The 24,208-nt window shown below is 54.3% G+C and carries 23 protein-coding genes and 1 pseudogene; 17 read left to right on the top strand and 7 right to left on the bottom strand.

Annotated features, from left to right (window positions below):
• Positions 1–21: 21 nt before the first annotated feature.
• Together ftsP and C0557_RS22370 are read left to right on the top strand one after the other, a co-directional pair.
• The gene (gene ftsP / locus C0557_RS22375; RefSeq protein WP_074772552.1) at positions 22–1,434 is read left to right on the top strand and encodes a cell division protein FtsP; all 1,413 of its coding nucleotides are present in this window, start codon (positions 22–24) and stop codon (positions 1,432–1,434) included.
• An 83-nt stretch (positions 1,435–1,517) separates the two neighbouring features.
• Positions 1,518–3,769 (top strand): annotated as a pseudogene (locus C0557_RS22370) (YgiQ family radical SAM protein).
• A gap of 62 nt (positions 3,770–3,831) precedes the next feature.
• Here the strand turns inward: C0557_RS22370 and dkgA are convergent.
• Both dkgA and yqhD read right to left on the bottom strand, forming a co-directional pair.
• Complete coding sequence (gene dkgA / locus C0557_RS22365) at positions 3,832–4,659, bottom strand: 2,5-didehydrogluconate reductase DkgA (RefSeq protein WP_208661230.1); 828 nt, start codon at positions 4,657–4,659, stop codon at positions 3,832–3,834.
• Between the two features lie 101 nt (positions 4,660–4,760).
• Positions 4,761–5,924, bottom strand: a complete 1,164-nt coding sequence (gene yqhD, locus C0557_RS22360) for an alcohol dehydrogenase (protein WP_208661228.1) — start codon at positions 5,922–5,924, stop codon at positions 4,761–4,763.
• A gap of 194 nt (positions 5,925–6,118) precedes the next feature.
• On the opposite strand from yqhD, the gene C0557_RS22355 reads away from it, so the two are divergent.
• Positions 6,119–7,018: an AraC family transcriptional regulator gene (locus tag C0557_RS22355; RefSeq protein ID WP_208661226.1), complete on the top strand. Its 900-nt coding sequence runs from the start codon at positions 6,119–6,121 to the stop codon at positions 7,016–7,018.
• 31 nt (positions 7,019–7,049) lie between these two features.
• Here C0557_RS22355 and C0557_RS22350 read toward each other — a convergent pair whose 3' ends face one another.
• Complete coding sequence (locus C0557_RS22350; protein ID WP_074772567.1) at positions 7,050–7,709, bottom strand: DedA family protein; 660 nt, start codon at positions 7,707–7,709, stop codon at positions 7,050–7,052.
• 115 nt (positions 7,710–7,824) lie between these two features.
• Positions 7,825–9,012 carry a cystathionine beta-lyase gene (gene metC, locus C0557_RS22345; RefSeq protein ID WP_043956530.1) on the bottom strand — a complete coding sequence of 396 codons (1,188 nt, stop codon included), beginning with the start codon at positions 9,010–9,012 and terminating at the stop codon, positions 7,825–7,827.
• Between the two features lie 252 nt (positions 9,013–9,264).
• On the opposite strand from metC, the gene exbB reads away from it, so the two are divergent.
• The gene (gene exbB, locus C0557_RS22340) at positions 9,265–9,996 is read left to right on the top strand and encodes a tol-pal system-associated acyl-CoA thioesterase (protein ID WP_208661224.1); all 732 of its coding nucleotides are present in this window, start codon (positions 9,265–9,267) and stop codon (positions 9,994–9,996) included.
• Positions 9,997–10,002: 6 nt separating this feature from the next.
• Positions 10,003–10,428 carry a TonB system transport protein ExbD gene (gene exbD, locus C0557_RS22335; protein ID WP_007370131.1) on the top strand — a complete coding sequence of 142 codons (426 nt, stop codon included), beginning with the start codon at positions 10,003–10,005 and terminating at the stop codon, positions 10,426–10,428.
• An 81-nt stretch (positions 10,429–10,509) separates the two neighbouring features.
• Here exbD and C0557_RS22330 read toward each other — a convergent pair whose 3' ends face one another.
• Entirely contained in the window at positions 10,510–10,965 is a 456-nt protein-coding gene (locus C0557_RS22330) for a cytoplasmic protein (protein WP_208661222.1), read from the bottom strand.
• 1 nt (position 10,966) lies between these two features.
• The gene (locus C0557_RS22325) at positions 10,967–11,371 is read right to left on the bottom strand and encodes a hypothetical protein (protein WP_074772578.1); all 405 of its coding nucleotides are present in this window, start codon (positions 11,369–11,371) and stop codon (positions 10,967–10,969) included.
• A 102-nt stretch (positions 11,372–11,473) separates the two neighbouring features.
• Here C0557_RS22325 and C0557_RS22320 point away from each other — a divergent pair, with 102 nt between their 5' ends.
• Both C0557_RS22320 and C0557_RS22315 read left to right on the top strand, forming a co-directional pair.
• Complete coding sequence (locus C0557_RS22320) at positions 11,474–11,980, top strand: ESA_00282 family adhesion-associated protein (RefSeq protein ID WP_208661220.1); 507 nt, start codon at positions 11,474–11,476, stop codon at positions 11,978–11,980.
• A gap of 87 nt (positions 11,981–12,067) precedes the next feature.
• A complete protein-coding gene (locus C0557_RS22315) occupies positions 12,068–12,562 on the top strand; it encodes a TIGR00645 family protein (protein ID WP_074772584.1) in 495 nt (164 codons plus the stop codon).
• A gap of 54 nt (positions 12,563–12,616) precedes the next feature.
• Here the strand turns inward: C0557_RS22315 and C0557_RS22310 are convergent, their stop codons facing one another.
• Positions 12,617–13,657, bottom strand: coding sequence for an aldo/keto reductase (locus C0557_RS22310; protein WP_208661218.1), 1,041 nt, complete (start codon positions 13,655–13,657; stop codon positions 12,617–12,619).
• 164 nt (positions 13,658–13,821) lie between these two features.
• On the opposite strand from C0557_RS22310, the gene yghX reads away from it, so the two are divergent.
• The 10 genes from yghX to hypA all read left to right on the top strand — a co-directional run bounded on the left by yghX (position 13,822) and on the right by hypA (position 24,206).
• The gene (gene yghX / locus C0557_RS22305; RefSeq protein WP_208661216.1) at positions 13,822–14,709 is read left to right on the top strand and encodes a YghX family hydrolase; all 888 of its coding nucleotides are present in this window, start codon (positions 13,822–13,824) and stop codon (positions 14,707–14,709) included.
• Positions 14,710–15,695: 986 nt separating this feature from the next.
• On the top strand, positions 15,696–17,345 hold the full coding sequence (locus tag C0557_RS22300; RefSeq protein ID WP_208661214.1) for a methyl-accepting chemotaxis protein: 1,650 nt from the start codon (positions 15,696–15,698) through the stop codon (positions 17,343–17,345).
• Positions 17,346–17,411: 66 nt separating this feature from the next.
• Positions 17,412–17,699 (top strand): DUF2623 family protein, encoded by a 288-nt coding sequence (locus C0557_RS22295; RefSeq protein WP_074772602.1) that lies wholly within the window; start codon positions 17,412–17,414, stop codon positions 17,697–17,699.
• A 243-nt stretch (positions 17,700–17,942) separates the two neighbouring features.
• Positions 17,943–19,061, top strand: coding sequence for a hydrogenase 2 small subunit (gene hybO / locus C0557_RS22290; protein WP_007370143.1), 1,119 nt, complete (start codon positions 17,943–17,945; stop codon positions 19,059–19,061).
• A 2-nt stretch (positions 19,062–19,063) separates the two neighbouring features.
• Positions 19,064–20,044 carry a hydrogenase 2 operon protein HybA gene (hybA, locus tag C0557_RS22285; RefSeq protein ID WP_074772605.1) on the top strand — a complete coding sequence of 327 codons (981 nt, stop codon included), beginning with the start codon at positions 19,064–19,066 and terminating at the stop codon, positions 20,042–20,044.
• Complete coding sequence (gene hybB / locus C0557_RS22280; RefSeq protein ID WP_208661211.1) at positions 20,034–21,206, top strand: Ni/Fe-hydrogenase cytochrome b subunit; 1,173 nt, start codon at positions 20,034–20,036, stop codon at positions 21,204–21,206. Before hybA ends, hybB begins: the two co-directional genes overlap by 11 nt.
• Positions 21,203–22,906: a hydrogenase 2 large subunit gene (gene hybC, locus C0557_RS22275; RefSeq protein ID WP_074772611.1), complete on the top strand. Its 1,704-nt coding sequence runs from the start codon at positions 21,203–21,205 to the stop codon at positions 22,904–22,906. Before hybB ends, hybC begins: the two co-directional genes overlap by 4 nt.
• Entirely contained in the window at positions 22,906–23,403 is a 498-nt protein-coding gene (locus C0557_RS22270; RefSeq protein WP_208661209.1) for a HyaD/HybD family hydrogenase maturation endopeptidase, read from the top strand. The genes hybC and C0557_RS22270 overlap by 1 nt, the downstream gene beginning before the upstream one ends.
• Entirely contained in the window at positions 23,393–23,875 is a 483-nt protein-coding gene (gene hybE / locus C0557_RS22265) for a hydrogenase-2 assembly chaperone (RefSeq protein ID WP_208661207.1), read from the top strand. Before C0557_RS22270 ends, hybE begins: the two co-directional genes overlap by 11 nt.
• Entirely contained in the window at positions 23,868–24,206 is a 339-nt protein-coding gene (gene hypA / locus C0557_RS22260) for a hydrogenase maturation nickel metallochaperone HypA (protein WP_208661199.1), read from the top strand. Before hybE ends, hypA begins: the two co-directional genes overlap by 8 nt.
• Positions 24,207–24,208: the final 2 nt, after the last annotated feature.

Genomic DNA, 24,208 nt, shown 5'->3' with positions numbered 1-24,208 from the left:
TTAGTTTTACACGGAGCAAATATGTCACTCAGTCGGCGTCAGTTTCTTCAGGCATCAGGAGTTGCGCTTTGTGCAGGCGCGGTGCCGCTGAGGGCAAATGCTGCCGGGCAGCAACCCCCGCTGCCGGTTCCTCCTCTGCTGGAATCGCGACGCGGCCAGCCGCTATTTATGACGCTGCAACGCGCGCACTGGTCATTTGCTACCGGCACCCGTGCGCAGGTCTCCGGCATTAACGGGCGTTACCTGGGGCCGACCATTCGCGTCTGGAACGGTGACGACGTTAAGCTGATTTACAGTAACCGGTTGGCAGAGAATGTCGCCATGACCGTCAGTGGTTTGCAGGTGCCTGGCCCGTTGATGGGCGGTGCCGCGCGGATGATGACGGCGAACAACGACTGGGCGCCGGTGCTGCCGATCCGCCAGAGCGCAGCGACGCTGTGGTATCACGCCAACACGCCGAACCGCAGCGCTCAACAGGTTTACAGCGGTCTTGCCGGTATGTGGCTGGTGGAAGACGAAATCAGCAAATCGCTGCCGGTGCCGAACCACTACGGCGTGGATGATTTTCCGGTCATTATTCAGGACAAAAGGCTGGATAACTTCGGTACGCCGGAGTACAGCGAGCCGGGAAGCGGTGGATTTGTTGGCGATACCCTGATGGTGAACGGCGCGCAAAGCCCGTACGTTGAGGTCTCGCGCGGGTGGGTGCGCCTGCGTTTGCTGAATGCCTCCAACTCCCGCCGCTATCAGTTGCAAATGAGCGATGGCCGCGCGCTGCATGTGATTGCGGGCGATCAGGGATTTTTACCTGCGCCGGTTTCCGTGAAACAACTGTCGCTGGCGCCCGGCGAGCGTCGCGAAGTGTTGGTGGATATGACCAACGGCGATGAAGTGTCGATCACCTGCGGCGAGGCGGCGAGTTTGATGGACAGACTGCGCGGCATCTTTGAACCCTCCAGCATTTTGATCTCCACGCTGGTGCTGACGCTGCGTCCGACCGGGCTGCTGCCGCTGGTGACTGATACACTGCCGATGCGCCTGCTGCCGTCTGATGTCCTGGCTGGCACGCCGACGCGCAGCCGCGATATTACGTTGGGCAGCGATCCGGGCATTAACGGTCAATTGTGGGACACGCAGCGTATTGATATCACCGCTCAGCAAGGGACATGGGAACGCTGGACCGTGCGCGCAGAGATGCCGCAGTCATTCCACATTGAAGGCGTGATGTTCCTCGTGCGCAACGTGAATGGCGCGCTGCCGTTCCCGGAAGATCGGGGCTGGAAAGATACGGTGTGGATCGACGGGCAGGTTGAACTGCTGGTGTGGTTCGGCCAGCCTTCATGGCCGCACTTTCCTTTTCAGTTCCAGAGCCAGACGCTGGAAATGGCCGATCGCGGCTCGGTGGGGCAACTGCTGGTCAACCCGTCGGCGTAAATTCCACAGCCTGATAACGCACTTATCAGGCTCATGTTTCCTGAGCTTTTCGGGCACCGGAAACAAGCGCGTAATACTCCTTCATTTCCCGCTACAATCCGGCGTATAATCGCCGGCCTTTGATTATTTTTTTACCAATTTTGGAAGCAAGATGAGCGCAATATCCCTGATCCAGCCGGATCGAGACCTTTTCTCCTGGCCCCAGTACTGGGCGGCCTGCTTCGGCCCTGCGCCTTTTTTGCCGATGACGCGCGAAGAGATGGATCAACTTGGCTGGGATAGCTGCGACATTATTCTGGTTACCGGCGATGCGTATGTCGATCACCCGAGCTTCGGCATGGCGATTTGCGGCCGTATGCTGGAAGCGCAGGGTTTCCGCGTCGGCATCATTTCCCAGCCGGACTGGAACAGCAAAGATGACTTTATGCGTCTGGGCAAACCGAACCTGTTCTTCGGCGTAACCGCCGGAAACATGGACTCTATGATCAACCGCTATACCGCCGATCGTAAGCTGCGCCACGACGATGCCTACACGGCGGATAACGTTGCCGGTAAACGTCCGGATCGCGCCACGCTGGTTTATACCCAGCGCTGCAAAGAGGCATGGAAAGATGTGCCGGTGATCCTCGGCGGTATCGAAGCCAGCCTGCGCCGTACCGCGCATTATGATTACTGGTCTGATACCGTGCGCCGCTCGGTATTGATCGATGCCAAAGCGGACATGCTGATGTTCGGCAACGGTGAACGCCCGCTGGTTGAAGTGGCGCACCGCCTTGCCGCCGGAGAGCCGATCGCGGAGATCCGCGATGTTCGCAACACAGCGATCATTGTTAAGGAAGCGCTGCCGGGCTGGAGCGGGGTGGATTCCACCCGTCTGGATACGCCGGGCAAAATCGATCCGATTCCGCATCCTTATGGTGAAGATCTGCCGTGCGCGGATAATAAACAGGTCGCACCGCAGGCGCAGGAAGTGAAGCGCGTCACCGTCCAGCCGCCGCGCCCGAAACCGTGGGAGAAAACCTATGTGCTGTTGCCTTCCTACGAGAAGGTAAAAAGCGACAAGGTGCTCTATGCGCATGCGTCGCGTATTTTGCATCATGAAACTAACCCCGGTTGCGCCCGTGCGCTGTTACAAAAACATGGCGATCGTTATATCTGGATCAACCCGCCAGCGATTCCGCTCTCCACCGAAGAGATGGACAGCGTTTTTGCACTGCCGTACCAGCGCGTGCCGCATCCGTCATACGGTAAGAGCCGTATTCCGGCGTACGAGATGATCCGCTTTTCGATCAACATCATGCGCGGCTGTTTTGGCGGCTGCTCTTTCTGCTCCATCACCGAGCATGAAGGGCGCATTATTCAGAGCCGCTCTGAAGATTCGATCATCAATGAAATCGAAGCAATCCGTGATTCGGTGCCGGGCTTTACCGGCGTGATTTCCGATCTGGGCGGCCCGACGGCCAACATGTATATGCTGCGCTGCAAATCGCCGCGCGCAGAGCAGACCTGCCGTCGTCTCTCCTGTGTTTATCCGGATATCTGCCCGCACATGGACACTAACCATCAGCCGACCATCGATCTCTATCGCCGTGCGCGCAGCCTGAAAGGCATCAAGAAGATCCTGATTGCCTCTGGTGTGCGTTACGATCTGGCGGTGGAAGATCCGCGCTATGTGAAGGAACTGGCGACGCATCACGTGGGTGGTTACCTGAAGATCGCCCCTGAGCATACCGAAGAGGGGCCGCTGTCGAAAATGATGAAGCCGGGCATGGGCAGCTACGATCGCTTTAAACAGCTGTTCGATACCTACTCGAAAGAGGCGGGTAAAGAGCAGTATCTGATCCCGTACTTTATCTCGGCGCACCCAGGCACGCGTGATGAGGATATGGTGAACCTGGCGCTGTGGCTGAAACGCCACCGTTTCCGTCTCGACCAGGTGCAGAACTTCTATCCTTCGCCGCTGGCTAACTCAACCACCATGTATTACACCGGCAAAAACCCGCTGTCGAAAATCGACTACAAGAGCGAGGAAGTGGTGGTGCCGAAAGGGGATAAACAGCGTCGTCTGCATAAAGCGCTGCTGCGTTACCACGATCCGGCGAACTGGCCACTGCTGCGCGAAGCGCTGGAAGCCATGGGCAAAAAGCATCTGATCGGTTCACGCCGTGATTGCCTGGTGCCTGCGCCGACGATGGACGAGATGCGCGAAGCACGCCGCCAGAATCGCCAGTCGCGCCCGGCACTGACCAAACACACGCCGATTGTGCATCAGCGCAGCAACGGCAAGAGTGCCGCTGCGGCACCGGCGAAAAAGCGCGCGCCGCGCGTTCGTTAAGAGCCATAAAAAAACCCGGCAAAAAACGCCGGGTTTTGTTTATCAGTAAACCGGACAGAACGTTAACCGCCGAACTGATCCGGGTCCGGCCCCAGCCGTTTACCCTGTTCCAGTTTGGCGATTTCCGCCAGCTCATCTTTGTCCAGACGGAAATCCCAGACGTTGAAGTTCTCGGCAATACGCGCCGGAGTGACCGATTTCGGGATCACTATCAGCCCACTGTCGAGATGCCAGCGGATCACCACCTGCGCCGGTGTTTTGCCGTATTTATCCGCCAGATCGCGGATAATTTTCTGATCAAACACCCCTTCGCCACCCTGCGCCAGCGGGCTCCAGGATTCAGTCTGGATCTTATGCGTGGCGTTCCAGGCATGGAGCTGGCGCTGCTGCATCAGCGGGTGCAGCTCGATCTGGTTGATCACTGGCACTACGCCGGTTTCATCGATGATCCTTTGCAGATGAGGAATCTGGAAGTTGCACACGCCGATACTCTTCACCAGCCCCTGTTTTTGCAGTTCGATCATGCCCTTCCAGGCGTCCACGTAATGATCGATTGCCGGAACCGGCCAGTGTATTAGCCAGAGATCGATATAGTCGAGCTGGAGTTTTTTCAGGCTCTCCTGCAAGGCTTCCGCTGGGCGTTTATGATCGTCGTTCCACAGTTTGGTGGTGATAAAGAGTTCATCACGCGCCACGCCTGCACTGGCTAATGCTTTACCAACGCCGTCTTCATTTTGGTAGGCCGTTGCGGTATCGATAGAACGATAGCCCACTTCCAGCGCTTTATGAATGGCGGTTACCACTTCCTCGTTGCTTGCTTTCCACACGCCAAGGCCGAGCTGCGGCATCAGGTTGCCATCGGAAAGCTTAATCACGGTGGGATGTGTCATGCATTTCTCCTTTCAATAGGCTTACCGGGACAGGCCCGGTAAGGTGGTTTGCATTAAGTGTGGTCGAAAAACCCAAAAACGGAAGCCGGGCTTTTCAGTGCTTAGCGCGCCGCTTCGTAGATACGACGGCTGACATCCAGCGTGATATCGTGATGTTCGCCAAGCTGCGTCATGCCGTGTTCTTCCAGTTTCTCCAGCAGCGCCGGGATGGAGCTACCGTCCAGGCCGTAGCCGGAAAGGCGCGTCGGTACGCCCATGCGTTCGAAGAAGTTGCGGGTGGCTGCGATTGCGGCATCAATGCGCTCATTTTCGGAACCTTCAGTGATATTCCATACGCGTTCTGCATATTGCAGCAGTTTTTCGCGTTTGGTTTCACGTTTTTCATTCCACAGCGCCGGCAGCACAATCGCCAGCGTTTGTGCGTGATCCAGCCCGTGCATTGCGGTCAGTTCATGGCCCAGCATATGGGTTGCCCAGTCTTGCGGTACGCCCGCGCCAATCAGGCCGTTCAGCGCCTGTGTCGCTGCCCACATTACGTTGGCGCGAACATCGTAGTTTTCCGGTTCCTGCAATGCTTTCGGGCCTTCTTCGATAAGCGTCAGCAGAATACCTTCGGCAAAACGATCCTGAATTTTGCCGTTCACCGGATAAGTGACGTACTGCTCAACGGTGTGCACGAACGCATCGACCACACCATTCGCCACCTGGCGCGGCGGCAGAGTGTAGGTATAAACCGGATCCAGTACGGCAAACACCGGCTGGACGAACGCCGAGTGGAATGCCTGCTTGTCACCTGTGGCTTTGCGTGAAACCACGGCACCGGCATTGGATTCAGAGCCGGTAGCGGGCAGTGTCAGCACGGACCCCATCGGAATAGCGCTTTTGATTTCGCGACCGCCGGTTTGCAGGATGTGCCACGGATCGATGCCGTCAGCATAGTTTGCTGCAGCGGCGATAAATTTGGTGCCGTCCAGCACAGAGCCGCCACCCACGGCCAGCAGGAAGGTGACGTTTTCTTCGCGGACGATTTTTACGGCTTTCATCAGGGTTTCGTACGTCGGGTTTGGCTCGATACCGCTGAATTCAACAATGTCCAGCCCTTCCAGCGCGCTGTAAACCTGATCCAGTACGCCGTTTTTCTTCACGCTACCGCCACCGTAAGTGATCAGCACGCGCGCGCCAGTTGGGATTTGCCCACGCAGGTCGGCAATCGCGCCTTTACCAAACAGAATGCGGGTCGGGGTATGCAGATTGAAGTTGTTCATTGCTCGTTCCCTTCTAACTAGAGGTGAAAAAAAGAGGCAGCGGACTGCCTGATGACGGTTATTGTGGGCGTGCGCGCCCACTCTCTCAATGCACATTCCTGCCGATGTCTTGCCTGTTTCTCCATGCATCTGGAGAAAAAGCACAAAACTCTGCACACTGTGCTCGTCAAAATGTCTTGCCGGAGTAGCGAAAAATGAAGCGTGAAGAGATATGCCTGCAACTGACAGAAAAAGTTAAACGGCTGAAAATTAACGAAAACCGCCTGGCTGAGTGGTTACCGGATATTCGCCTGCTGTACGGTACGCAGCCGGGAACCCGCACGCCGGTGATGTACCAGCCGGGGATCGTTTTTCTCTTTTCCGGCCATAAAATTGGTTATATCAATGAAAGGGTGTTCCGTTATGACACCAATGAATATTTGCTGCTGACGGTTCCGCTGCCGTTTGAGTGCGAAACCTTCGCTACCCCGGAGGTGCCGTTGGCGGGGCTGCGCTTAAATGTCGATATCCTGCAATTGCAGGAACTGCTGATGGATATTGGTGAAGACGAATATTTCCACCCGGGCGCTGCGGCCAGCGGTATCAACTCGGCGGTGCTGTCAGAGGAGATCCTCTGCGCGGCAGAACGTTTGCTGGATGTGATGGAGCATCCGCTGGACGCCCGTATTCTCGGTAAGCAGATTATCCGCGAAATGTTGTACCACGTACTGACCGGGCCGCGTGGCGAAGCGCTGCTGGCGCTGGTCAGCCGTCAGACGCATTTCAGCCTGATCAGCCGCGTGCTGAAACGGATTGAAAGCCAGTACACGGAAAACCTCAGCGTGGATCAACTGGCGGCGGAAGCCAATATGAGCGTCTCGGCGTTTCACCACAACTTTAAGTCCGTTACCAGCACGTCGCCGTTGCAGTATTTGAAAACATTCCGCCTGCACAAAGCGCGGATGCTGATGGTGCATGACGGGATGAAAGCCAGCGCGGCGGCAATACGCGTAGGGTATGAAAGCCCGTCGCAATTCAGCCGCGAATTTAAGCGTTATTTCGGCCTGACGCCGGGTGAAGATGTGGCAAGGATCCGCCTGATACAGGGCGCGTGATTTTCCCTCTCCCGGAGCGGAGAGGGGAGAATCAGGCGCTGCAATACTTTTTCTTCAGCACCACGGTGACCGCGCCGACAAGGCCAATCACCAGCAGGAACAGCGGCAGCAGCATCAGGAAGGTCATCACCTGATCTTCATGACGTTTGACGAAAGGGATCATGCTGATGGCATAGCCCAGCGACATCACCACGCCAACCCACAGCAGCGCGCTCAGCCAGTTAAACAGCTGGAAGCGGCGATTCGACAGGCCAGAAATACCCGCCATGGTAGGCAGCAGCGTGCGCACAAATGCAAGAAAGCGACCGGCCAGCAGCGCCAGCAGACCATGACGGTCAAACATATAAGTCGCCCGTTCGTGATATTTCACCGGCAGATGCGACAGCCAGCTTTTTACCACCCGCGTATTGCCGAGCCATTTTCCTTGCAGATAACTCAGCCAGCAGCCGAGGCTGGCAGCGGTGGTGAGGATTGCGATAGTGGAGATGAAGTCCATGCAGCCGCGCGCAACCAGTGCGCCAGCGAGCAGTAAAAGGCTGTCGCCCGGTAAAAATGAGGCAGGAAGCAAGCCGTTTTCTAAAAACAACGTAGCAAACATCACCAGATAAACGACACCGACAACATGTGGGTTTGCCAGCGCAGCAAAGTCGTGATGCCAGAGCGCAGCAATAATATCTTGAATAACAGCCATGGACTTTCCTGTGGTACTGCGTAGAGGAGGCTATTGTACTCCAACTCGCCTGAAACACCTTGATCCGGGGCGCAAGAAATAAGAAATTTCCGCCTTGCTGCCCCGAACGTCAGGTTTACACGATGCGCTGGAAACCTGCCACTAAATCTTCAATCAGATCATCAACATTTTCTAAACCGATATGCAGACGGATTAATGTTCCGCTGAAATCGACGCCGCCATCCGGGCGAATCGCCGCGAGCTGTTCTGGCTGGTTCGCCAGAATCAGTGATTCATAGCCGCCCCATGAATAGGCCATGCTGAACAGTTTGAAGTGGTCGAGATATTGCGCCAGCTCTTCGTTGCTCAGGCGTTTATTAAGCACGAACGAGAACAGACCGCTGCTGCCGGTGAAGTCGCGTTTCCAGTATTCATGGCCTTTACTGCCAGGCAGTGCGGGGTGGTTAACGCGTGCCACTTGCGGGTGCGTTGCCAGCCATTCGGCAATCTTCAGACTGCTTTCATGATGCTGACGCAAACGAACACCCAGCGTGCGCAGACCACGGCTGGTCATATAGGCGGTGTCGGCATCGACCATTTGCCCCATCAGATAGGCATTTTCGCGCAGTTGTTCCCAACAACGTGCATTCGATACCGCCGTGCCGATCATGCCGTCGGAGTGGCCAATCAGGTATTTAGTGGCGGCCTGAATGGAGATATCAATGTCAAATTCCAGCGCCTTAAACAGGATCCCCGCCGCCCAGGTGTTATCGATCATGATGATCGCCTCTGGCGCGACGCTTCTTACCGCCTGAACGATAGCCGGAACGTCGTGAACTTCCATGGTGATCGAGCCGGGAGATTCGAGAAACACCACTTTGGTGTTGGGCTGGATCAGCTTGACGATACTGGCGCCGATCAGCGGGTCAAACCAACTGGTGGTGACACCCAGTTTGGCGAGAATTTTGGTGCAGAAATCCTGGCTTGGCTCGTAGGCCGTGTTGGTCATCAACACATGATCGCCCTGTTCGACAAACGCCAGAATGGTATTGGCCACCGCTGCCGCTCCACAGGGGAAAAGCGCACAGCCCGCACCGCCTTCAAGTTCGCACATCGCTTCCTGTAAGGAGAAGTGCGTCAGCGTACCGCGACGGCCGTAAAACAATTCACCATTGGCGCGATTGCGTGTGGCATGTTTTTTGGCTTCAACCGTGTCGAATACCAGTGAAGACGCGCGCTGGATAACGCTGTTCACCGAACCCTGCGTGTATTTTTTACTGCGCCCTGCGTTTACCAGAGCGGTATCTATATGCTTCGCCGTCATTGTTGCTCAACCTGTTTTTATACGTCTGGATGTCCAGACTACCATGATTGCGCGTTGATGCATCGCCATGTTGGCGGCAGAGCGTTAATTTTTTCGCATTCCGTGCCTTGCGCGGGCGTTTACTGTGTTAGCGCAAAGAAACAGGCCTCTCTTTACGGCACTATGTAAATACTAATGAGAACCACTATCAATTCGGTGGCATTTTGATATTATTACGCGCAGGTTTTGTGATTTGCGTCTCGGAGATACACAGTGGGTAATAATTTGATGCAGACGGATCTATCCGTGTGGGGTATGTATCACCATGCTGACATCGTCGTAAAGATTGTGATGATCGGCCTGATTCTCGCGTCAGTCGCTACATGGGCGCTGTTCTTCAGTAAAAGCGCGGAAATGATCTCGCAGAAGCGCCGCCTTAAGCGCGAGCAGCAGAAACTGGCTGAAGCGCGTTCTTTGGATCAGGCCAGCGAAATTGCCTCCTCTTTCCACGCCAGAAGTCTGAGCCTGTCATTAATTAATGAAGCCCAGAATGAACTGGAGTTATCCGCAGGCAGCGAAGACAACGACGGCATTAAAGAGCGTACCGGCTTCCGCCTCGAACGCCGTGTTGCGGCAATAGGTCGCCATATGGGGCGCGGCAACGGCTATCTTGCGACGATTGGCGCGATTTCACCGTTTATCGGCCTGTTTGGTACGGTCTGGGGCATCATGAACAGCTTTATTGGTATTGCGCAGACGCAGACCACTAACCTTGCTGTTGTGGCGCCGGGTATCGCAGAAGCGCTGCTGGCAACGGCTATCGGCCTGGTAGCGGCAATTCCGGCGGTGGTAATTTATAACGTCTTTGCCCGCATGATTGGCAGTTACAAAGCCATGCTTGGCGATGTTGCTGCGCAGGTTCTGCTGCTGCAAAGCCGCGATCTTGACCTGGCCGCCAGCAATGCGCAGCCGGTTCGCACTGCGTCAAAATTACGTGTAGGTTGATGCTCTATGGCAATGCGTCTTAACGAAAACCTGGATGATAACGGCGAAATGCATGAAATCAACGTGACGCCGTTTATCGACGTTATGCTGGTGTTGCTGATTATCTTTATGGTGGCCGCGCCGCTTGCCACCGTTGATGTAAAAGTGAATCTTCCTGCCTCTACCAGCCAGCCGCAGCCGCGCCCGGAAAAACCGGTCTACCTGTCGGTGAAAGCGGATAACACCATGTTCATCGGCAACGATCCGGTAACCGACGAGACGATGGTTAACCAGCTCAATGCCGTAACGGAAGGTAAAAAGGACACCACGATCTTCTTCCGTGCGGATAAAACCGTGGACTACGAGACGATGATGAAAGTGATGGATACCCTGCATCAGGCGGGCTATCTCAAAATCGGTCTGGTGGGTGAAGAGACGGTTAAAGCACACTAAACGCGGTGCTGAGTGATAAGAGCTGGCAAAGGCCAGCTTTTTTTATGTCTGATATATGTGGGGAATAAAAAGGCGACGCGCTTACTTTAATTTTGTGCCTGCGGTTTTTTCTTGCTTCTCCGGCGCGGCTTTTTGGTTGCCTGCCTCTGGCGCGACGGTGGTGACCGTCGTCGTATGGTATTCGCCGTCGCTGAGTTTGCGGGTCAGGCGCAGCGTTGCGGTTTCCCGCGCCAGCAAATGCTGGTAGTTAGCCTCCAGTCGCCCCATGATTTTGTCGCGCAGTTCCGGCTTTAGCTCGATGATGGCATTGATCACCGCGCCGTAAATTTCCTCTTTTATCTGTAACGGGTAGATTTCCCGGCGGTTCTGCCATTTCAGGCGCACGAGCGCCGCAGGAATGGAAACCAGCTCATGGGCAATACGGGCGATGGTTTCATTTTTACTGAGTATCAGCGCTTCTTTATTGTGCTCTAAGATAAATTCATCGCTATTTTTGTCAATTAAAGTTAAATAAACATTATTATCGACATCGCTCATGTTATTCATCCCCAAGCTTATAAAATAGTGGCCCGTCCTTTTCGCGAGTAATCAGGTTAAGCCAAATCTCATTCCCGTTTTCATTAATTTGCTGCGTTTTTTCGGTAATTATTTGACTTAATACTTGGGGTTCAATCTCGCCCTCTTCTTGTAAGTCATTAAGCAGACGAGCGAATGTCTCGATTTTTACCACCCGCAACAGACGCTCTTTTATATGGCGATCGCGCTCTTCAAGTAACATATTTCTTGACTGCCCACCGCGGCTGGCATTAGCTAATATATCGTTGGCATGATCGGCGAGGGTTGTTTTCCCCTGAGCTAAATTAGTTTCTGTTCCTTCTTCTCCAGGGCTGGTTTCAGCAGTAGAAATATGAAATCGTGCCGGGACAAGATTCTCGGGAAGCATTTCTAATGTCCTTTAATATCAACAAGGAAGAGGGAGTGCGGGCGTGAGGTTCGTTGACAATATCACGGCGCACTTTTAAAATCAAAAAAAAGGAGCCTGCTCATGAACAGTATTTTTTATTCTGTTATTGCTATATTGCTGCTGACGGGCGGCGTACTTTTATTGATGCGTGAGTACAATAAAAACACTCCCCTTAGTGAAATTGACAATCGCCCTCCGCAGTATCAGCCATTGTCGAAAGAGGAAGGCGAAGATCATTTTTCGGTATTAATGAACGCGATTACTCCGGTATGGTACTGGCGCGTCAACCATGAATATATTGATTTTCTTCATGCGACAATTAAACGTATGAACATGGCGGAATTAAATAGTACGCCGGGTTTATTTGAAGCACAGCGTCGCTGTAGCGATCTCAATTCAGCGGTGTATAAGTATTACGACAATATAAAAAAACGCTGTGTCAACGGTGAAAAAGTCTCGCAGTCCGATCTGGATGTCCTCAATCTGCGCCAGTGTTTTCGCGAGTTCAGTATGGAAGCCTATCCGGCGCTGGTGGTGCTGGTCTGGCCTGAGAATCAGCGGCCGTGGGTGAATCCGGAGGATGTGTAACCCCGCCCGGCCAGGTGTTGCAAAATGTTTGCCATCCTGAGATATACTGGGCGTCGGTTTCGTTATCTGACAGGACACTAACGCTACATGGAACGCTTTCTGGAAAACGCAATGTATGCCTCGCGCTGGTTGCTCGCCCCGGTCTACTTTGGCCTTTCCCTCGCTTTACTTGCGCTGACGCTGAAATTCTTCCAGGAGATTGTTCACGTCCTGCCCAATGTCTTCAACCTGGCGGAAGCCGATCTGATCCTGACGTTGCTATCGCTGGTGGATATGACGCTGGTGGGTGGCTTGCTGGTGATGGTGATGTTTTCCGGTTATGAGAATTTCGTGTCGCAACTGGATATCGCCGAGCACAAAGAGAAGCTGAACTGGCTCGGCAAAATGGACGCGACTTCACTTAAGAACAAAGTGGCGGCGTCCATTGTGGCGATCTCTTCGATTCATCTGCTGCGTGTGTTTATGGACGCGAAAAACGTCCCGGACAATAAACTGATGTGGTACGTGATAATTCATCTGACGTTTGTTTTGTCTGCTTTCGTTATGGGATATCTGGATCGTCTGACGCGCCATAATCACTGATAAAAGCCGTAAGAGGGCGGAAAGCCGGGCAAGCAGCGCTACCCGGCTTTTTTGTTATTTATCTGACGATGCCTGCCACAGATTCAACTCGCCGTCGGCAACATGCTTATCGATTTGCGCCAGTTCCTCTTCACTGAATGTCAGGTTATTCAGCGCCAGTACGTTCTCTTCGATTTGCTCCGGACGGCTTGCGCCAATCAGCACGGAGGTAACGCGCTGATCTTTCAATAACCAGCTCAACGCCATTTGCGCCATCGACTGCCCGCGATGTTGCGCCATCTCATTGAGTAACCGCAGGCTGTTGAGATTGCTCTGTGTCAGCATTTTCTCCGTCAAACCGCGCACTTTCTTGCCTTCACGCTGCATACGGGAACCTTCCGGAATGCCGTTCAGGTATTTGCCGGTCAGCAGTCCCTGTGCCAGCGGGGTAAACGCGATACATCCCACGCCGTTATCTTCCAGCGTATCGAGCAGGCCGGTTTTATCGACCCAACGGTTCAGCAGGTTGTACGAAGGCTGATGGATAAGCAGTGGGATCTTCCACTCGCGTAGCAACGCTGCCATCTGTTGCGTACGTTCAGTGGAGTAAGAAGAGATGCCAACATACAGCGCTTTACCGCTTTGCACCGCCTGGGCGAGCGCTGCTGCGGTCTCTTCCATCGGCGTTTTTTCATCTACGCGGTGTGAATAAAAGATATCCACGTATTCAACGCCCATGCGTTTCAGGCTCTGATCGAGGCTGGCCAGCAGGTATTTACGCGAGCCGCCGGAACCATACGGGCCAGGCCACATATCGTAGCCAGCCTTGGTGGAAATAATGATTTCGTCGCGATAAGCGGCGAAGTCATCGCGCAGCAGACGACCAAAATTCTCTTCCGCACTGCCGGCCGGCGGCCCGTAGTTGTTGGCTAAATCAAAGTGGGTAATGCCAAGGTCAAAGGCTTTACGCAGCAGGGCGCGTTGCGAATCCCGCGCCTGCCCATAACCAAAGCTGTGCCACAAACCGAGAGAAAGCGCGGGCAGTTGCAGGCCGCTTTTACCGCAGTATCGATACTGCATCTGTTCGTAGCGATTCGGATTGGCGAAACCGGGCATGATGTCTCCTTTCTTATCTGGCTTTTATATGAAAATCGAAACAGCGTTTTTATCTTACGTCCGTTTTCAGCTTATCAAAAGGTTATGGTTATACCTGCGCATTTTTTGGGCAAAAACTGTAACGCTATGCTTTGCTTAGAGTGGCTAAATGGAGGAGACAGAGAATGACGCGTTTGACGGCGAAAGATTTCCCGCAAGAGTTGCTCGACTACTATGACTACTACGCGCACGGCAAGATCAACAAGCGCGAGTTTTTACAGATGGCTGGCAAATACACGGTCGGCGGCATGACCGCGCTGGCGCTGTTCAATCTGCTCAAGCCCAACTACGCGCTGGCAACGCAGGTCGAATTTACCGATCCGGATATTCGCCCCGAGTACATTACCTATCCATCGCCCAACGGTCACGGCGATGTTCGCGGTTATCTGGTTAAACCGACAAAAGCGACGGGCAAAGTGCCGGCCGTCGTGGTGGTGCATGAAAATCGCGGGCTGAATCCGTATATCGAAGATGTCGCTCGCCGCGTTGCCAAGGCCGGTTACATCGCGCTGGCTCCGGATGGTTTAAGCTCCGTTGGCGGCTATCCCGGCAATGATGATGAAGGACGCGAGCTGCAACAAAAAGTCGATCCCACAAAACTGATGAATGACTTCTTTGCCGCCATTGAGTTTCTGCAAAAGCATCCGGATGCCACTGGCAAAGTCGGGATCACCGGCTTTTGTTACGGCGGCGGCGTTGCTAATGCAGCGGCAGTTGCTTACCCGGAGCTGGCTTGTGCGGTGCCGTTTTATGGCCGCCAGCCGCCCGTCGCCGGGGTGGAAAAAATCAAGGCGCCGTTACTGCTCCACTATGCTGCACTGGACAAAAATATTAACGAAGGCTGGCCTGCCTATGAACAGGCACTGAAGGCCAACCACAAGGTGTTTGAAGCTTGCATCTACCCGGCCGTTAACCATGGTTTTCATAACGATTCAACGCCGCGCTACGATCATGCGGCGGCGGAACTGGCCTGGCAACGAACCCTTGGATGGTTTGAAAAATATCTGCATTGAGTGGAGCGTTCCCGCAAAAAGAGCAGGAAATCGCCAGTAGCGGAATGTATCGTTAATGATAAATTAGTGATTTCCAATGGTATTTGAAGTCGTTATTGCGGATTTTTATGCTGTTAAGTGGCAAAAGACACATTATGTAAAGATAATGGCGCATTTTTATTATCCGGTTTGCAAGTAAAACTGCGCTATTAATTTACGTTAGGTGTTGCTGTTCTTCTGCGAAAATTCCTGGATAAATATCTGCGAAAAATCTTTCGGGCGAAAGGCCAGTGAGCGATCGGAAATAGCACGGATGCCGCGCCGAATATAAGTCTTTCTTCTCACAGCGGCTGAAATCGGGTGCATGATTGCGTTCTCAGGTTCGCTGCTGTATCGCTTCAGGCCAGTGTGCATGCGGCTTACGGCGCGATGTCCGTGCCAGTAAGTTCGAAAAAGCACCACAGTTGTCAGAATAATAAATAATCAGTTAACCCTGCTTAAAGTAAATTTCAATACTCCTTAATCATCATTTTTATTTATTGTTAATAACTTTTTTATTATTAAAAGCATCCTTTGTTTGTGTGCCGTTATTCATTTGTTCAACTTTTAAAAAATCTTATTTTAATTGTTATTAACATTTGTGTTTTTCTTTTTTATATATCGACGAGGCTGTTTGTTTTTTCCATCTTATTAATTATGGATTTTAAAACCATTAACTTAAGAAACAATTATCTGAGTGGAATTTATTTTTTATTTTGTTAAAAAACAACTAGTTATGTTTATTTTTTGTAAATAAACGACATGAGAATCACAATGATTAATAACCCGATGATGAGACAGAATAAGATCCTGTACCGCCCCGGCACAGCATGATGAAAAAGCATAAGGGTAAAAATTTTTTTATCATTTTTTTCACTTTTACCATGCAGAATTTTCTTGTCCATGCCGATAACGGAGATAAGTCTCGCCCGCAGGCGAGAATGTACCTTCACCGCAAGGATAATATTATGAGTATGCTTCGTAACTTTACTATACGAGCCGTTATGCTGGCGATCCTCGGGATCTTCGGCGTGATGTGGTCAGGCGTCGGTTTGTATAGCGTTTTTTCTCTGTCAAAAGTGGCCGACGGCAATGAGGTGGATCGCCAGTTAGTGTCACAGATGACTCTGCTTAGCCAGGGCAATGATCAGTACTTTCGGTTTGTGACTCGTCTCAGCCGCGTAATGGAAGCCAAAGCTGCGGGTGGCTCGCCGGATATGGCGCCGGTTCAACAGGCGCTGGACAATATGACCCGTTATCTGGCGGCGTTTAAAGCGATTTCGCCAGGGCCGATAGATGAGAAAGTCTCTGAGCAAGTGATCAGTAACTGGCAGGCGCTGCTGGAACAGGGGATCACGCCGCAATTTCAACTGGCACAGCAGGGAACGCCTGACGCCTATCGCCAGCAAGCAAATAATGTCACGCCGGGTTTAAGCCGCAGCTTTGGGGCGGCGACCGAAAGCTTTAATAAAGCCGCGGGTGAGATGCTCGATCAGACGCGCGTTGTCGTCGATAGCCAGACGAAAACCACTCGCGTGGCAATTATTTCAGCGATGGTGATTGGCCTGTTGATCCTGCTCTTTACCGACCGCTATCTGGTCACCATGCTGGTGCGCCCGCTGGATCGTATCCGCGCGCATTTCACGCTGATGGCGCAGGGCGATCTCAGCCAGCCGCTGGAAGATTTTGGTCGTAACTGCGTCGGCAAAGTCGTGCCGCTGTTGCTGGCGATGCAGGATAGCCTGCGTGAAGCGGTTAGCAGTATCCGCCACGGCAGCGAAAATATCTGGCGCGGGGCGAGTGAGATCTCTTCCGGCAATAATGATCTCTCTTCCCGTACCGAAGAGCAGGCCGCCGCGCTGGAGCAGACGGCAGCCAGCATGGAAGAATTGACTTCAACGGTCAAACTGAATGCTGACAACGCCAGCCAGGCCAGCCAACTGGCGGAAGTGGCTTCAGCTACCGCCAGCAAAGGCGGCGCGCTGGTTAAAGATGTCATCAGCACGATGGACGGAATTTCCGGTAGCTCGAAGAAAATTGCTGAGATCACCACCGTGATTAACAGCATTGCCTTCCAGACGAACATTCTGGCGCTGAACGCTGCGGTTGAAGCGGCGCGCGCGGGTGAACAAGGGCGTGGTTTTGCCGTCGTCGCCGGGGAAGTCCGTAACCTTGCCAGCCGCAGTGCGGGCGCGGCGAAAGAGATCGAAACGCTGATAGCCGATTCAGTCAGCCGCGTCGAGAAAGGGGCGCAACTGGTGAATGACACCGGCACCACCATGGAAAGTATCCTGCGGGCCGTGACCGAAGTGACCACCATTATGAAAGAAATTGCCTCGGCCTCTGCGGAGCAGAGTAAAGGTATCTCTCAGGTGGGCGTCGCGATCAGCCAGATGGATAGCGTCACGCAGCAGAACGCCTCGCTGGTGGAGCAGATCTCTGCGGCCGCAGCGGCGCTGGAGCGCCAGACAGAAGAGCTGCAACGTTCTGTTCAGCAGTTCCGTCTTTCCAGTAACGAGCAGAATAACTCAGCAACGACAGCGCTGGTAAAACCGGATTTGTCGCGCAAAACCACTTCTAAATCTGCCGCATCGTCGGACGAGTGGGTGGCGTTTTAATCAGCGCTATCACCCTCGCAACAGATCGTTATATAATTTTTTATATAACGATTGGGGGTGATAACGATGGAAAACCATTTTGGTAAAGGTTTAATGGCCGGGCTGAATGCAGCACAGGCGGATAGCGCCAGCAATGTGGCGCATTTCTGCCCGGACTATAAGCGGGGTTTTGTCCTTGGGTTTTCGCACCGCATGTTTGAAAAGACAGGCGATCGACAACTCAGCGCGTGGGAAGCAGGCATTCTCACTCGCCGCTACGGGTTGGATAAAGAGATGGTGATGGACTTCTTTCGCGAGAATCACTCCAGCACGGTGATCCGATTTTTTATGGCGGGATACCGCCTCGAAACATAACAATACGCTTCGCTCAATATGTAGTTCTCTTTTGTGAAGGTCACTTTTGTCGAGGGTGACTTTCATTTTTTTTTGTTCATTTGTGCCCTAATACCCCTACACCCAGTCCGTGTAATGTAATCCTCGTCTCATTTTTGCATAATGCCCCTGATTTTTATGTGCTTAATTGTCGGAGCGATCGCAGCACTCTTCTTCCTGTTGGATGGAGAATATTCTTAGTTCGGGCTGAGGAATAAAAAATAAATGGCAGGAGATAATTTACATTTAGCATCCCAGGGTGTGAGTCGTCGTGATTTTATGAAGCTGTGTGCCGCGCTGGCGGCCACGATGGGGCTGAGCGGCAAGGCGGCCGCAGAGATGGCTGAAGCCATCAGCCATCCGCAACGTCCTCCGGTTGTCTGGATTGGTGCGCAGGAGTGCACCGGATGTACCGAATCGCTGCTTCGCGCCACTCATCCCACCGTTGAAAACCTTGTGCTGGAAACCATTTCGCTGGAGTACCACGAAGTGCTTTCCGCCGCGTTCGGGCATCAGGCTGAAGAGAACAAACACCATGCGCTGGAGCAATATAAAGGCCAGTACGTGTTGGTGGTTGACGGCTCCATTCCGATGAAAGACGGCGGTATTTATTGCATGGTGGCCGGCGAGCCTATTGTTGACCATATTCGCAAGGCGGCAGAAAACGCAGCCGCCATTATCGCGATCGGTTCCTGCGCCGCCTGGGGCGGCGTGGCGGCGGCAGGTGTGAATCCTACCGGCGCGGTCAGTTTGCAGGCGGTGTTGCCGGGGAAAACGGTGATTAATATTCCTGGCTGTCCGCCGAACCCTCAAAATTTCCTCGCTACCGTGGCGCATCTCATCACCTTTGGCAAACCCCCGGCGCTGGACAGCAAAAACCGGCCCGCGTTTGCTTACGGGCGCTTGATCCACGAACACTGCGAACGCCGTCCGCACTTTGATGCCGGACGTTTTGCAAAAGAGTTCGGCGATGCCGGGCACCGGCAGGGCTGGTGTCTTTATCACCTCGGCTGTAAAGGCCCGGAAACCTGGGGTAACTGCTCGACGTTACAGTTCTGCGATGTTGGTGGCGCATGGCCAGTTGCTATCGGTCACCCTTGTTACGGCTGTAATGAAGAAGGCGTTGGCTTTCATAAAGGCATTTCTCAGCTTGCCCATGTCGAAAATCCCACACCGCGCGCTGAAAAACCCGACGTGCAACTGAAAGAAGGCGGCACGGTGTCAGCAACGGCCGTCGGCCTGCTGGGTGGCGTAGTCGGTCTGGTGGCGGGCGTTGGCGTGATGACGGTGCGCGAGCTGGGGCGGCAACAGAAGAAAAACGACGCTGATTCGCAGGGAGAATAGCCGTGAACAGACGTGATTTTCTCAAAGTGGCGTCCGGCGGGGCGCTGCTGGTGGGGGGATCGTCCGCCAGTTTTGCCGCTGCGCAAAACCGGCCGCCGATCCCCGGAGCGCTGGGCATGTTATATGACTCGACGCTCTGTGTCGGCTGCCAGGCCTGCGTTTCACGCTGCCAGGCGATCAACTCGCCGGTGCCTAACCCGCAGGGTGAACAAACCTGGTCGAACAACGACAAACTCTCTCCGTATACCAACAACATTATTCAGGTCTGGCACAGCGGCAACGGGCAAAACAAAGACCAGGCCGAAAATGGCTATGCCTACATCAAAAAACAGTGCATGCACTGCGTGGATGCTAACTGCGTGTCGGTCTGCCCGGTACAGGCGCTGAAGAAAGACGCCGTCACCGGCATTGTTCACTACAACCCGGATGTCTGTACCGGCTGCCGCTACTGTATGGTCGCCTGTCCTTTCGACGTGCCGAAATATGATTACGACAATCCGTTCGGCCAGATCCACAAATGCCAGCTCTGCAATCAGAAAGGCGTCGAGCGCCTTGATAAAGGCGAGCTTCCCGGCTGCGTGGAGGTTTGCCCGGCAGGGGCGGTGATTTACGGCACCCGCGAGGAGTTGCTGGCCGAAGCCAAAAAACGCCTCACGCTGAAGCCGGGTTCCGAATATCGCTATCCCCGTCAGACGCTGCATGCCGACGATGTTTACCTTCACGATGTCCCGCACTATTACCCGCACTTATACGGCGAGAAAGAGGGCGGCGGCACGCAGGTGCTGGTGCTGACAGGCGTGCCTTATACCGATCTCGGTTTACCGGCGCTGGACTCCCTGGCGACCGGCGCGCGATCCGAACACGTTCAGCATACGGTGTACAAAGGCATGATGTTGCCGCTGGCGGTGCTGGCAGGTCTGACGGCGCTGGTGCGGCGCAATACGAAGAATGAGCACCACGAGGAGGATGACCATGAGTCATGATCCACAAGCCATGGGCGGTAAGCTGCTGAGCAAACCCGTGCTACTGTTCGCCCCGCTGATCGTGCTGTGCGCGATCTTTATTCTCAAACGTCTGATCTTCGGCCTTGGATCGGTCTCGGATCTGAACGGCGGTTATCCGTGGGGGATCTGGATCGCCTTCGACCTGCTGATCGGCACCGGCTTCGCCTGCGGCGGCTGGGCGCTGGCGTGGGCAGTCTATGTCTTCAATCGCGGCGATTATCATCCGCTGGTGCGTCCGGCGCTGTTGTGCAGCCTGTTCGGTTATTCGCTGGGCGGGTTATCCATCACTATTGACGTTGGCCGTTACTGGAATCTGCCCTATTTCTACATTCCCGGATACTTCAACGTTAATTCGGTGCTGTTCGAAACGGCTGTCTGTATGACCATCTATATCGGCGTGATGGCGCTGGAATTTGCGCCTGCGCTGCTGGAAAGGCTGGGCTGGAAGGTCTCGCTGCGCCGCCTGAATAAGGTGATGTTTTTTATCATCGCCCTTGGCGCGCTGCTGCCGACGATGCACCAGTCATCGATGGGCTCGCTGATGATTGCCGCCGGATACAAAGTTTATCCGCTGTGGCAAAGCTACGAAATGCTGCCGCTCTTCTCACTGCTGACCGCTTTTATTATGGGCTTTTCGATCGTTATCTTTGAAGGCTCCTTAATGCAGGCCAGCCTGCGCGGCAACGGCCCGGATGAGAAGCGCCTGTTCAATAAACTGATGGGCGTGATAAGCGTTCTGCTGGCGCTGTTCCTGCTGCTGCGCGTCGGTGAAATCAGCTGGCGCGGCAAGTGGCATTACGCATTCGCCGGGGATTTTTACAGCCTGATATTCTGGCTGGAACTGGCGCTGCTGGCGTTCCCGCTGCTGGCGCTGCGCATTTCCCGCTGGCGCAACGATTCCCGCGTTCTGTTCCTGGCCGCTCTCAGCATGCTGTTAGGTTGCGCGCTGTGGCGGCTCTCCTATTCGCTGCTGGCGTTCAATCCTGGCAACGGATACGGCTACTTCCCGACCGGGGAGGAGCTGATGATCTCTATTGGTTTTGTGGCAATTGAAGTCTGTGCATACATCTTACTCATACGTCTGTTGCCGATTATTCCTCCGTTAAAAACACCTGCGCGACATGAGGCGAGCGAAGCATGAGTCAACGTATCACCATCGATCCGGTGACCCGCATTGAGGGTCATTTACGCATTGATTGCGAAATTGAAAACGGCGTCGTATCAAAGGCCTGGTCCTCGGGAACCATGTGGCGCGGAATGGAAGAGATTGTGAAGGATCGCGATCCGCGCGATGCCTGGATCATCATGCAGCGTATTTGTGGTGTTTGTACCACCATTCACGCGATCGCCTCAGTGCGGGCAGTAGAAAGTGCGCTGAAGGTCAATGTGCCGCTGAATGCGCAGTACATCCGCAATATTATTCTTGCCGCGCACTCGATCCACGATCACATCGTCCATTTTTATCAGCTCTCGGCGCTCGACTGGGTGGATATCACCTCGGCGTTGCAGGCCGATCCGGCAAAAGCCGCCGCGCTGCTGCACGGGATCTCTGACTGGCCGCTGAACAGCGAAGGTGAGTTCAAAGCGGTGCAGGATAAGATCAAAGCGCTGGTTGCCAGCGGCCAGTTGGGTATTTTTGCCAACGGTTACTGGGGACATCCGGCAATGAAATTACCGCCGGAAGTGAACCTGATAGCTGTCGCACACTACCTGCAAGCGCTGGAGTGCCAGCGCGATGCTAACCGCATTGTGGCGCTGCTCGGCGGTAAGTCACCGCATATCCAGAACCTGGCGGTCGGCGGTGTCGCCAACCCGATCAACCTTGACAGCATTGAAGTGCTGAACCTTGAACGCCTGATGTACCTGAAGTCGTTTATCGATCGCCTCGAGGGCTTTATTGAGCAGGTTTATAAAGTGGATACCGCCGTCATTGCCGCGTTCTATCCCGAGTGGTTGTCGCTCGGCAAAGGCGCGGTGAATTACCTCAGCACGCCGGAATTTCCCACCGATGCGAACAACGGCAGCTTCCTGTTCCCCGGCGGGTATATCGAAAATGCCGATCTCAGCACCTTCCGGGCGATCACCACCGGTGACGATCCGTTTATGGTGAAAGGGATCCAGGAGAGTGCGAAACACGCATGGTACAAAGACGAGGCGCCGCAGGAGCCGTGGCAGGGCACGACATTGCCGCAGTACACCGGCTGGCAGGAAGAGGGCAAATATTCCTGGGTGAAATCGCCTACCTTTTACGGCAAAACGGTGGAAGTGGGTCCGCTGGCCAATATGCTCTGCAAACTGGCGGCGAAGCACGAAACTACAGCAACGAAACTGAATGATATTGTCGCTATCTACCAGAAATTAACCGGTAAAACGATCGGCGTGGCGCAGCTACATTCAACGCTGGGACGCATTATTGGCCGCACCGTTCACGCCTGCGAACTGCACGGCGTGTTGCAAAATCAGTATCAGGCGCTGATCGATAATATCGGCAAAGGCGACACGCAAACCTATGCGAAAACCGACATTCCGCAGAGCGGCGAGTTTAAAGGCGTCGGCTTTCTGGAAGCGCCGCGCGGCATGCTTTCCCACTGGGTGGTGATCAAAGACGGTAAAATCGCCAACTATCAGGCGGTTGTACCATCGACCTGGAATGCCGGGCCGCGCAACTTTAATGATGACGCCGGGCCGTACGAACTGTCGCTGGTGGGCACACCGGTTGCGGACGTGCAAAAACCGCTGGAAGTGGTGCGCACCGTGCATTCGTTCGATCCCTGTATGTCCTGTGCAGTGCATGTGCTGGACGCGGATGGCAACGACGTTGTGTCGGTGAAGGTGCTGTGATGTCGATTTTAGTGCTGGGCGTCGGCAACATTTTATTGACCGACGAAGCGATTGGCGTACGGGTTGTGGAAGCGCTGGCGCAGCGCTTCCATCTGCCGGAAGAGGTTGAAGCGCTGGATGGCGGTACCGCCGGAATGGAGCTGCTCGACGCGATGGCTAACCGCGATCACCTGATTATTGCCGACGCGATCGTCAGCCGGAAAAGCGAGCCTGGAAGGATCATCATTCTGCGTGATGACGAAGTGCCGACGCTGTTCAGCAATAAAATTTCTCCGCACCAGTTAGGGCTGGCGGACGTCCTGTCGGCGCTGCGTTTTACCGGTGAGTTTCCGGCGAAACTGACGCTGATTGGCGTTACGCCAGCCTCGCTGGAGCCGCATATCGGCATGACGCCGGTGGTGGAAGCCTGCCTTGATAGCGCGCTGGCGGCGGTGATTGATGCATTGGCTGAATCCGGCGTTGTGCTGACGCCACGGGAGGCTGCTCATGCACAATGATGAATTGCCAGGATTTGACGTTTCGCCGCACCGCGAAGTGCAGCAGGCTTTTAAGGCGATTGCCGCCCATGAAATGCAGGGGCTGCCGTTTGTGCACCCGCAAATGGAGGTGTACGCCACGCCGTTTACTCTGTTTGAAAACCAGTGGCTTGGCTGTGTGCTGACGCCGTGGATGCTGAGTTTGCACATCTATCCCGGCCCGCAGCAATGCTGGCCAGTGCGGCGCGTCAGCGAGCGGCTGGGGTTGCAACTGCCCTACGGCGAGATGACCTTTACCGTTGGCGAATTACCGGCGCTGGGGCAGTACCTGAGTTGCTCCTTGATGTCGCCATTAACGCCCGATCTCAGCCCGCAGCAGGGCGTACAACTGGCGGATAACTGCCTGAAGATGGCGCTCTCGCTACCGGTCACGGATGCCAGCGTAAGCCGCCGTGCGCTGCTGTTCGGCCAGCGAGGCGCGCAGCATGCATGAGTTATCGCTGTGCCAGAATGCGGTGGAAATTATCGCACAGCAGGCGAAGCAGCACGGCGCGCAGCGCGTGACTGGCGTCTGGCTGGAAATCGGCGCGCTGGCCTGTATCGAAGAGAGCGCCCTGCGGTTCGGTTTCGATATTGCCTGTCGCGATACGCTGGCACAGGGGTGCACGCTGCATATCATCCATAAACCCGCGCAGGCGTGGTGCTGGAACTGTAGCGCGTCGGTAGAGATCACCCGGCACGATGAGTGTCCGCGCTGTCACTGCCCGACGTTGCATATTGAGCACAGCGACGGCGTGCAGATCAAAAGTATTGAAGTGGAGTAAGG

The organism is Kosakonia sp. MUSA4 (assembly GCF_013085925.1).
Lineage (GTDB): Bacteria > Pseudomonadota > Gammaproteobacteria > Enterobacterales > Enterobacteriaceae > Kosakonia > Kosakonia sacchari_B.
The sequence above is the reverse complement of the archived record's forward strand: the minus strand, read 5'-3'. Positions and strand labels throughout refer to the sequence as shown.